Annotated in this window: 10 protein-coding genes; 3 read left to right on the top strand and 7 right to left on the bottom strand. The window is 61.9% G+C overall.

The window, feature by feature from the left end; translation table 11 throughout:
- The 6 genes from ACJWXQ_RS02885 to ffh form a co-directional block, all read right to left on the bottom strand.
- Positions 1 to 573: tetratricopeptide repeat protein (locus tag ACJWXQ_RS02885; protein ID WP_406672099.1), on the bottom strand; the 573-nt coding region annotated here is incomplete at its 3' end.
- 134 nt (positions 574 to 707) lie between these two features.
- A complete protein-coding gene (gene rplS, locus ACJWXQ_RS02880; protein ID WP_346050069.1) occupies positions 708 to 1,055 on the bottom strand; it encodes a 50S ribosomal protein L19 in 348 nt (115 codons plus the stop codon).
- A 54-nt stretch (positions 1,056 to 1,109) separates the two neighbouring features.
- Positions 1,110 to 1,871: a tRNA (guanosine(37)-N1)-methyltransferase TrmD gene (trmD, locus tag ACJWXQ_RS02875; RefSeq protein WP_346050071.1), complete on the bottom strand. Its 762-nt coding sequence runs from the start codon at positions 1,869 to 1,871 to the stop codon at positions 1,110 to 1,112.
- Between the two features lies 1 nt (position 1,872).
- Positions 1,873 to 2,430 carry a ribosome maturation factor RimM gene (rimM, locus tag ACJWXQ_RS02870; protein ID WP_374729184.1) on the bottom strand — a complete coding sequence of 186 codons (558 nt, stop codon included), beginning with the start codon at positions 2,428 to 2,430 and terminating at the stop codon, positions 1,873 to 1,875.
- A gap of 11 nt (positions 2,431 to 2,441) precedes the next feature.
- Positions 2,442 to 2,708: a 30S ribosomal protein S16 gene (gene rpsP / locus ACJWXQ_RS02865; RefSeq protein ID WP_346050073.1), complete on the bottom strand. Its 267-nt coding sequence runs from the start codon at positions 2,706 to 2,708 to the stop codon at positions 2,442 to 2,444.
- Positions 2,709 to 2,981: 273 nt separating this feature from the next.
- A complete protein-coding gene (ffh, locus tag ACJWXQ_RS02860) occupies positions 2,982 to 4,352 on the bottom strand; it encodes a signal recognition particle protein (protein ID WP_406672098.1) in 1,371 nt (456 codons plus the stop codon).
- A 172-nt stretch (positions 4,353 to 4,524) separates the two neighbouring features.
- Between ffh and ACJWXQ_RS02855 the strand changes: the two genes are divergently transcribed.
- The gene (locus ACJWXQ_RS02855; RefSeq protein ID WP_346050077.1) at positions 4,525 to 5,355 is read left to right on the top strand and encodes a cytochrome c biogenesis protein CcsA; all 831 of its coding nucleotides are present in this window, start codon (positions 4,525 to 4,527) and stop codon (positions 5,353 to 5,355) included.
- Positions 5,356 to 5,442: 87 nt separating this feature from the next.
- Positions 5,443 to 6,729, top strand: a complete 1,287-nt coding sequence (locus tag ACJWXQ_RS02850; protein ID WP_346050079.1) for an HlyC/CorC family transporter — start codon at positions 5,443 to 5,445, stop codon at positions 6,727 to 6,729.
- 275 nt (positions 6,730 to 7,004) lie between these two features.
- Here the strand turns inward: ACJWXQ_RS02850 and radA are convergent, their stop codons facing one another.
- Positions 7,005 to 8,393: a DNA repair protein RadA gene (radA, locus tag ACJWXQ_RS02845; protein WP_346050081.1), complete on the bottom strand. Its 1,389-nt coding sequence runs from the start codon at positions 8,391 to 8,393 to the stop codon at positions 7,005 to 7,007.
- A 224-nt stretch (positions 8,394 to 8,617) separates the two neighbouring features.
- Between radA and ACJWXQ_RS02840 the strand changes: the two genes are divergently transcribed.
- Positions 8,618 to 9,344 (top strand): Stp1/IreP family PP2C-type Ser/Thr phosphatase (locus ACJWXQ_RS02840; RefSeq protein ID WP_406672097.1); only part of this gene is annotated, 727 nt, incomplete at its 3' end.

Raw genomic sequence — 9,344 nt, 5'->3', positions numbered from 1 at the left:
GGCCTCCAGAACGGCCAGAGCCTCCCGGCCCTGCCCCTGCTGCAAATACAGGCGGGCCTCCATCACCCGGGTCTCACCGTCATCATCGCCATGGTCCTGACGCAATCGCCTCAGGGCACTGCGAGCCGCTTCTGAATCCCCTCCCTCAAGGTGGGACTCGACGATCATCTGGCGCCATCGCGGCAAGCGTTCACCGGGATCGCTGAACCAGATCTGCTCACGCAGGACGGTGCGGGCCTCTTCGTCACGACCAAGAGCCAGCAGCGCACGGGCCCTCTCTCCCTGGGCCCAACGCATGAATTCCGGGTGCAAGCCCCGCGGATGCTCGGCCGCACGATCCGCCAGGGCCTGCCACTGGGCGCGGCTACGATACAGAAACAGCCGTTCACGCTCCCACTGCATCCAGGCAACCGGGTCTTCTTGCAGCGCCGGCTGATGTCGATCCATCAGTCCCAGCGCCAACTCCGTAGCACCGGACCGGGCCAGGGTAGAAACCTCCGACAGCGCGGAAACCTCGGCCACGCTCAGAGCCGGGGAAATCATTAGCAACAGACTGGCAATCAGGCGACGCAATGGCTTCATCCTTGGGCAGTCGAGGGCAAAAGCACAGTATCCCGAATTACGACGACGAAGGAAAATTCCGGTCGCCCAGAAAAAAGGGCGGCTTCCATGGGAAGCCGCCCTTTCTATCAGACAAGCAATCGGTCTTACTTGACCTTTTCCTTGATTCGGGCGGACTTGCCCTGGCGCTCACGCAGATAATAGAGCTTGGAGCGACGCACATCACCCCGACGCTTGACCTTGATCTCGGCCACATTGGGGCTGTGGGTCTGGAACACCCGCTCAACGCCTTCACCGTGAGTGGTCTTGCGAACCGTGAAGGCCGAATTCAGGCCCCGGTTGCGCTTGGCAATCACCACGCCCTCAAAGGGCTGCAGGCGCTCGCGGTCGCCTTCCACCACACGCACTTGAACCAGCACCGTGTCCCCGGGACCAAACTCGGGCACATCGGTCTTCATCTGCTCTTTCTCGATTTCCTTGATGATGTCGCTCATGACTTCACCCTGCTCGCTTCATTTTCAGAATTACCGGAGCCCGCAGCCGTCCTGCTAACTCGCCCCTTGATCTCCGTGCTGCTCGGCGATGAACTCGTCCAGCAGACGGCGCTCCTCTTCATTCAGCTCACGCCGCGCCAGCAAATCCGGCCGACGTTGCCATGTCCTTCCCAACGCCTGTTTCAGGCGCCACTGCCGAATGGCCTCGTGATCACCACCCAACAGCACCGGCGGAACCGGCTTCCCGACCACCGTCTCCGGCCGGGTGTAATGGGGATGATCCAGCAGACCATCCGCCGAAAAAGAATCCTGACTGGCGGATTCAGCGTGCCCCAGGGCACCTGGCTGCAATCGGGCCAGGGCATCGATCAACACCATGGCCGGCAGCTCGCCACCGGAGAGAACGTAATCGCCGATGGAGACTTCCATATCGACTTCGTTCTCCAGCAGACGCTCATCAACGCCCTCGTAGCGCCCGGCCACCAGCAGCATTCCCGGCGCCTGCGCCAGCTCTTCCACCAGGGCCTGATCCAGCACTCGCCCCTGAGGACTCAGATAGATCGTCCTTGTGCCTGACGGCAAACTGGCACGGGCGCTGCGAATGGTCTCGCCAAGGGGCTCGACCCGCATCACCATGCCAGGTCCGCCGCCATAGGCGCGATCATCCACCGTCCGGTGCCTGTCCTGGGCGAACTCCCGTGGATTCCAGGTTTCCACCGACAGCAGAGACCGTTCCACGGCGCGCCCGGTGACACCCACCCGGGTAACGGCTTCCACCAACTCCGGGAACAGCGAGATAACAGCTACCCGGAACATCTCAGAAGTCCGGATCCCAGTCGACGACCATCCTCTTTGCCGACAAGTCCACCGTCTTGATGAACTGCCCCTGAACAAAGGGCAACAGACGCTCCCGATCACCCTTGACCACAAGGACGTCATTGGCGCCTGTCTCGAGCAGGCCAGTCACCCGTCCCAGCTCGACGCCCTCAAGGGTTTCAACCTGAAGACCGATGAGATCCAGCCAGTAGTATTCACCTTCCTCGGCCGGCGGCAACTGTTCCCGCCGCACCGCCACATCCCGCTTCAGCAGCTCGGCGGCCTGGTCCCGGTCCTCAATACCTTCGAGGCGGGCCACCACACCATTGCCGTGTCGGCGCCCGTCCAGGACAGTGATGGCTTCCCATCCGCCCCGTCCTTTGAGATACCAGGTACCGAAGTCGACAATGGATTCCCGCGGTCGGGTGTGGGAAAAGATCTTTACCCATCCGCGAACGCCAAAAAGGCCGGAAATCCGGCCCAGAGTGACCATGTCACTGTCACTGACGTGTCCGCTGTCACCCACCGCTACAGTCCGGCCTTCGGCCTGGTCCGCCATGGCTGGCGATATCAGGCCTCGGCCTGGCTTTCAGCCTGCTTGCGGCCCTGCTTGAGCAGCGCTGCGGCACGCTCGGAGGGCTGGGCCCCCTGAGACAGCCAATAGTCAGCCCGCTCCAGGTCGACCCGCAGGCGCTCTTCATCGCCACGGGCAACCGGGTTGAAAAAGCCCAGACGCTCAACGAAGCGACCGTCACGGGACTTGCGGCTGTCCGCGACAACCAGGTGATAGAAGGGGCGCTTTTTCATGCCACCCCGGGCAAGACGAATCGTTACCATGCCGTTACTCTTTTCCGTTTCGCAAAAATTGGGCACTGGCGGCCGCTACCGGCCGATCTGGCGGTAAACGGCGCATTCTACGCGAAGCACATAAAAGCTACAAGAGAAATGAGCTACGAGCAGCGAGCTACGAGCGGCGAGCCGGCCGTGCCAGGGGTACGGCCGTGCTGATATCTGACCCTCGGTGGTTCCGCGGGGCAGATCTGGATGAGGCCCGGCTTTTCAGCACGGCCCCGCGGAACCGCGGCCAGCTCGCCGCTCGTAGCTCGCCGCTTACTGCCCGGGAAACCCCATCCCCGGGGGCATTTTGCCCTGCAGGCCGCGCATCATCTTCTTCATGCCACCCTTCTTGCCCATCTTACGCATCATTTTCTGGGCCTGGGTGAACTGTTTCAGGAGCTTGTTCACATCCTGAACCTGGACCCCCGATCCCTGGGCAATCCGGCGCTTGCGGGAACCATTGATCACCGCCGGCTTGCGGCGCTCTTCCTTGGTCATGGAATTGATGATCGCCACCTGGCGGCTGATGGTCTTGTCATCGAACTGGCTGGCCGCGCCGGGAGGCAGCTTACCGGCTCCGGGCAGTTTGTCGAGCAAGGCACCCACCCCGCCCATGTTCTGCATCTGCTCCAGCTGATCGCGAAAGTCGTTGAGAGAAAAACCCTTGCCTTTCTTGAGCTTGCGCCCGAGCTTGTCGGCCTTTTCCTTATCAACCTTGCTCTGGACCTCGTCCACCAGGCTGAGCACATCCCCCATGCCGAGGATACGCGAGGCCACCCGATCGGGATGGAAGGGCTCCAGGGCATCGGTCTTCTCCCCCACGCCCATGAATTTGATCGGCTTGCCGGTGACCTGACGCACGGACAGTGCCGCACCCCCGCGGGCATCACCATCCGCCTTGGTGAGAATCACGCCGGTCAGCGGCAGTGCCTCGCCGAAGGCAGCGGCGGAGCGTGCCGCATCCTGACCGGTCATGGCGTCGACGACAAACAGGGTCTCCAGGGGCTCGACGGCGGCATGAATATCCTGAACCTCCTGCATCAACTCTTCGTCGATGTGCAGGCGACCCGCGGTATCGACAATCAGCACATCGGCATGCTGCTTGCGGGCAAAGTCCATGGCCTGGTCGGCAATCTTCTTCGGTGCCGTACCTTCGGCTGCGCGGTAGAACCCGGCGCCGATCTCGCCGGACAGGGTCTCAAGCTGTTCGATGGCGGCCGGTCGACGAACGTCGGTGCTGACCAGGGCAACCTTTTTCTTCTCGGCTTCCATCAGGTGACGGGCCAGCTTGGCCGCGCTGGTGGTCTTACCCGCGCCCTGCAGGCCGGCCAGCAGGATCACCACCGGTGGACGGCCCCGGAAATTCAAGGGCTCACGATTCTCGCCCATGATCCGGACAAGCTCGTCGTTGACGACCTTAACCAGGGCCTGACCCGGGGTCAGACTCTTCAGAACCTCCTGACCCACCGCACGGGCGCGCACCTGGGAGATGAACTCCTTGACCACCGGCAAGGCAACATCCGCTTCCAGCAAGGCCATGCGGACCTCGCGCAGCGTCTCCTTGATATTGTCTTCACTAAGCCGGCCACGCCCCTTGACCCGATCCAGGGTGCTGCCAATGCGCTCGCTGAGTCCCTTGAACATCGATAAAACTCTTCAGTTTGACCACGAAGGGGATATTCTACCGTTTCCACCGACCCTCCCGCATCCTCCTGCTTCCCCTTGAGGCTGTTTTACGGGTAATCTGGGGAGAACATGGGCGAATTGGCCGAATTGGCTGCTCGCCAAAGTCTGTCAGGCCGAGGACCACTGATTCATGCCGGGCATCACCATCGCCATTCTGGCTGCCGCCGCCTATCTGGTGGCAATGACATTACTCATCATCCGTCTGGTACGGCGTACCGCCTCGCCATTGGCGCCGGACACCATGCGGGGGACGGCCTTGTTTCTGGGACTGGGTGGCGGACTGCTGCACCTGCTCAGCCTGTGGGGGCAGGTTGTCACGCCCGAAGGCCTGAGTCTTGGTCTGCCCAACATCGTCTCCTTGATCGGCTGGGTGGTGACCGTCGTGATTCTGTTATCCGCCCTTCGCCAGCGGGTGCTTAACCTCTCCATTCCCCTGCTGCCCCTCGGGGCCTTCTGCGCCGTGCTCGGTGCCCTGCCCCTGGACGGCCTGCCGACCCTGGTGGACTCACCCTCCGCCATACTGGTCAGTCATATCTTCCTTTCCATTGCCAGTTACAGCCTGCTCAGTGTGGCGGCGGTACTGGCCCTTGTCCTCAGTTTTCAGGAATCGCGCCTGCGAGGCCGTCATCCGGGCGGAGTTCTTCGCATCCTGCCACCGCTGGAGATCACTGAGCGTCTGCTGTTCCAGCTGATCCTGATCGGTTTCGTGGGTTTGACCCTGGCCCTGTTCACCGGCCTGCTCTTTGTGGATAACCTGCTGGCACAACATCTGGCTCACAAGACCATTCTCTCAACCGCCGCCTGGCTGCTCTTCGGGATTCTGCTCTGGGGACGTTATCAATTTGGCTGGCGGGGAAGAATCGCCATCCGCTGGACCTTGTCGGCCTTCGTATTGCTTGCACTGGCCTATTTCGGCAGTCGCATTGTCCTCGAGTTGGTACTGGGGCAGCGCTGGGGCTAACAGCCAACACTCATCGGACACGCTTGCCAGGCCCGCGAGGCCTCGGAGACAATAGCCCTCCACTCCGCAAAAGGGACGCCTGAGACCTTGGAATCCATTCCTTTAGGTGGTCTGTTTGGCATCCTGGCTGGGCTGATCGTCCTGTCAGGGTTCTTCTCGGGCTCGGAAACGGCCCTGATGACCCTCAATCGTTACCGCCTGCGGAACCGGGCCGAAGCGGGGTACCGGGCAGCGCAGTTCGCGGAGCGGCTCTTGCAGCGCCCCGATCGCCTACTGGGCCTGATTCTGCTGTGCAACAACTTCGTCAATATCGTCGCCTCGGCACTGGCCACCCTGATCGCGCTTCGCCTCGGCGGCGAGGCCGCCATCGCCATTGCCACCGGCCTGCTCACCCTGGTGATCCTGATTTTTGCCGAGGTGGCTCCCAAGACCCTGGCGGCCATCCACCCCGAACGTCTGGCCTATCCGGCAGCGTTCGTCTACACCCCGCTGATTCGGGTGCTCTACCCCATCATTTGGCTGGTCAATCTGGTCGCCAACCAGCTCTTGCGCCCCTTCGGCGTCCGGCCGGGCGGGCTGACACTCGACGATCGCCTTAGCCCGGACGAGTTGCGCACGGTCGTCACAGAGGCCGGCGGCCTGATACCCAAGCGGCACCAGAATATGCTGATCAGTATTCTGGATCTTGAACAGGCGACGGTGGAGGACATCATGGTGCCCCGCAACGAGATCGTGGGCATCGATCTGTCAGACCCCTGGGACGAGATCCTGGAGGAATTGACCAACAGCCAGCACACCCGCCTGCCGGTCTTTCGGGACAACATCGATGATATCGTTGGCATTCTTCACAGTCGCCGGGTTCTGAATGCCATTACCCGGGGCGAGATGAACCGAGAAACCCTGGAAGCGATCGTCAGGGAACCCTATTTCATTCCGGAAAATACCCCCCTGCACCGGCAACTGATCAACTTCCAGAACAGTCAGCGCCGCATCGGCCTGGTGGTGGACGAGTACGGCGACATCCAGGGGCTGGTAACCCTGGAGGATATCCTCGAGGAAATCGTGGGCGAATTCACCACCGACCCGGTGGCCACCCGGGTCAAGGGTATTGTCACCGAGGAGGACGGGACGAACCTGGTCAATGCGACGCTCCACCTGCGCACCATCAACCGGGTGCTGGGAGTTGAACTCCCCACCGACGGCCCCAAGACCATCAACGGCCTGATCCTTGAATACCTGGAAACCATTCCTGAACCAGGCACCAGCATCAAGATCAACGGCTACCCCATCGAAATCGTGCAAAGCTCGGCCAACGCGGTCAAAACCGTCCGCCTCAAACCCCGCCTGGACGAGGAACCCAAGTCAAAGGAATGATTATCTCGCGCAGAGACGCAAAGACGCAGAGAAACCAAAAAAATATTACCTCGCGCAAAGGGCGCCAAGAACGCCAAGGGTTTAAGGGGTGTGTTGTGGGAGAGGCTTCAGCCTCGATTCAAGGCTTGCAACTCTCAGGCTTAAAAACGCATTTTCTTAGCGACCTTGGCGCGCTTTGCGCGAGGCCATCAAGCTTTTGAATTTCTCCGCGTCTTTGCGTCTCTGCGCGAGGCATCCATTTGAATTTCTCCACGTCTCTCGGCGAGGCCCAAACCTCAATCGCGGAGGATGGCATCGATGGCGTCGCTCAGGCGTCGGACGGGGGTGACCGCCATGCCCTCTGGGGGTTTTCTGGGGGCATTGGCGCGCGGAACGATGGCCTGGCGGAAACCATGCTTGGCCGCCTCGTTCAGGCGTTCCTCACCGTTGTAGACGGGACGGACCTCGCCGGACAAGCCGACCTCGCCGAAGACCACCAGGCCGGGAGGCAGCGGGCGGTCGCGGAAGCTCGACAAGGCTGCCAGCAGTAGCGGCAGATCGGCGGCGGTTTCTTCCACCTTGAGCCCACCGACCACATTGATGAACACGTCCTGATCACCCATGGCAATGCCGCCGTGGCGGTGCATGACGGCCAACAGCATGGACAGGCGGTTCTGATCCAGACCAAGGGCCACTCGGCGGGGGTTATGGGTCTGGGTGGCATCAACCAGGGCCTGGACTTCAACCAGCAATGGCCGACTTCCTTCCCGGGCCACCATCACGGCGCTGCCACTGACATCGCTCTGGTGGCCGGAGAGAAAAATCGCCGAAGGGTTTCGGACTTCCTTGAGCCCGACATCATCCATGGCGAACACGCCCAGCTCATTGACCGCACCAAAGCGGTTCTTCACGGCCCTTATCACCCGGTAGCGACTGCCGGCATCATTCTCGAAATAGAGCACCGTATCCACCATGTGCTCCAGGACCCGAGGGCCCGCAATCACCCCTTCCTTGGTGACATGCCCCACCAGAAACACCGCAGTGCCGGTCTGCTTGGCAAAACGCACCAGTTGGGCCGCGCTCTCGCGCAGCTGGCCCACGGCCCCCGGCGCAGACTGCACGGCCTCGGAAAAGATCGTCTGAATCGAATCCACGATGAGAACGCGGGGCTTTTCGGTCTCGGCAGTGGCGATTATGCGCTCCACACAGGTTTCTGCCACCAGACGCAAGCTGGTCTCCCCCACCTCCAGGCGCTCAGCCCGCAGACGGACCTGCTCAAGGGACTCCTCGCCAGTGACGTACAGCACCCCCTCTTCCCTGGCCAGTCGGGCACAGGCCTGCAGCAAGAGTGTGGACTTGCCGATTCCCGGATCACCGCCGATCAGGACCGCGGAGCCGGCCACCAGTCCTCCACCCAAAACCCGATCCAGCTCCCCCAGGCCGGTACCGGTGCGGGCCGCCTCCCGACCACGGACATCTGACAGATTGACCACACCACTGCTGGCCCCGGCGTATTGGGCGCTTCCGCGGCCCTTGGCCGCACGCGCCGAGGCCGGTGTCGCCGCGGGAGCAATCACCGCCTCACTCAGGGTATTCCAGGCCCCGCAATCCATGCACTGCCCGGACCACTTGGGTGCCTGAGCCCCACAGTTTTCACACTCATAGACCGTTCTCGCCCTGGCCATATCCAGTCCCATCGCCGCTGTTTGGTGGAAGCGAACGCATACTATCATGGCGGCAATAGAGCGCCGGACTTGCCGCGACACCCTCACCTACCGGTATACTCGGGCGAGATAAGGATGCCGGACTAGATGAGCTGCCCAGAACTCAAAGCCTTGGTGATTGAGCTTCGGACCCCGGCCGGGCAGTCTCTGGCGCAAGGCAAGGCGCGTATCGACAGGAAGGGATCATGGGATCCGAGACGGGACTGACCGCTGCCGGTCGCACTGATACCGGGCGCAAGCGCCCGCACAACGAAGACGCTATCCGTCTGGAGCCAGGACTGGGCCTTCTGGTTCTGGCCGACGGCATGGGCGGCTATAGCGCCGGGGAAGTCGCCAGTCAGATCGCCGTGGACACGGTGGTGAGTACAGTCCGAAATGCCAGCCCCCTGGAACGGGGTGATCGCCTCCTCGAGGAAGCCTTCCAGAAAGCCAACCGCAGCATTCTCGATACCGCCCGCTCCGACCCGGAGCGTCAGGGTATGGGCACGACCATCGTGGCCTGCCTGTTCCGCCGCCGCCGGGTCACCATTGGCCATGTGGGTGACTCCCGAGCATATCGACTGCGGCGAGGGCGAATGGAGCAACTGACTACCGACCACTCTCTCAATCAGGAATTGCTGGACCGGGGCTACTACACCCGCATGGAAGCTCGCCGTGCCGGCAATCGGCACGTCATCACCCGAGCCCTTGGCGTGAGAGAAAGCGTGGATGTGAGCCTGCGGGAAGAGTCGGTGGCCGAAGGTGATCTCTTCATGCTTTGCTCCGACGGCCTGACAGACATGATGGATGATCATAGTATCCGCTATGCCCTGGAATCCCGATCCGGGGCACTGGAAGAACTGGCGGACAGCCTGGTGGACCGAGCCAATGAGTTGGGCGGCCGGGACAATATATCCGTCATTCTGACCCTGG

Source organism: Natronospira sp. (genome assembly GCF_007134575.1).
GTDB lineage: Bacteria > Pseudomonadota > Gammaproteobacteria > Natronospirales > Natronospiraceae > Natronospira > Natronospira elongata.
This window is presented reverse-complemented; position numbering and strand designations above follow the sequence as displayed.

Bases quoted from the DNA above. Each gene is read 5' to 3' on its own strand.
- rplS (WP_346050069.1), bottom strand. From the start codon at position 1,055: ATGAGCGACATCATCAAGGAAATCGAGAAAGAGCAGATGAAGACCGAT.
- trmD (WP_346050071.1), bottom strand. From the start codon at position 1,871: ATGTTCCGGGTAGCTGTTATCTCGCTGTTCCCGGAGTTGGTGGAAGCC.
- rimM (WP_374729184.1), bottom strand. From the start codon at position 2,430: ATGGCGGACCAGGCCGAAGGCCGGACTGTAGCGGTGGGTGACAGCGGA.
- rpsP (WP_346050073.1), bottom strand. From the start codon at position 2,708: ATGGTAACGATTCGTCTTGCCCGGGGTGGCATGAAAAAGCGCCCCTTC.
- ffh (WP_406672098.1), bottom strand. From the start codon at position 4,352: ATGTTCAAGGGACTCAGCGAGCGCATTGGCAGCACCCTGGATCGGGTC.
- ACJWXQ_RS02855 (WP_346050077.1), top strand. From the start codon at position 4,525: ATGCCGGGCATCACCATCGCCATTCTGGCTGCCGCCGCCTATCTGGTG.
- radA (WP_346050081.1), bottom strand. From the start codon at position 8,393: ATGGCCAGGGCGAGAACGGTCTATGAGTGTGAAAACTGTGGGGCTCAG.